Source organism: Bacillus sp. AFS073361 (assembly GCF_002567005.1).
Lineage (GTDB): Bacteria > Bacillota > Bacilli > Bacillales > Cytobacillaceae > Neobacillus.
Map to the genome: position 1 here is coordinate 1 of NZ_NUZU01000202.1, position 258 is coordinate 258.

At 46.1% G+C, this 258-nt stretch carries 1 protein-coding gene; it reads right to left on the minus strand.

The genetic code is table 11. The annotated features are described in order from the left end of the window. The coding region (locus COJ96_RS26010) for a hypothetical protein (RefSeq protein ID WP_180230268.1) at window positions 1-258 on the minus strand (258 nt) is incomplete at both ends.

Below are 258 nucleotides of genomic sequence, written 5' to 3' on the forward strand. Positions count from 1 at the left end.
GTCTGGCCGTTGGAGCAATACATAGCTGAATTCGCAACAAGTGGGGTAGCAACGTTCACCCCTCCCTTCTTTTGGGAGAAGATTGCAGGCATAACAATACCAAGCAGACAGGTACCTAGTGTCGTATAAAACCATAGACAAAGTACACCATCCAACATGGTCCCACCATCAGATCCTGCCATATACCCGATTAAGGACATAACAATGAGAAAGGCTGACATACCAACCGCTCTAGCTCTGGTTAGTTTAACTGTGGAT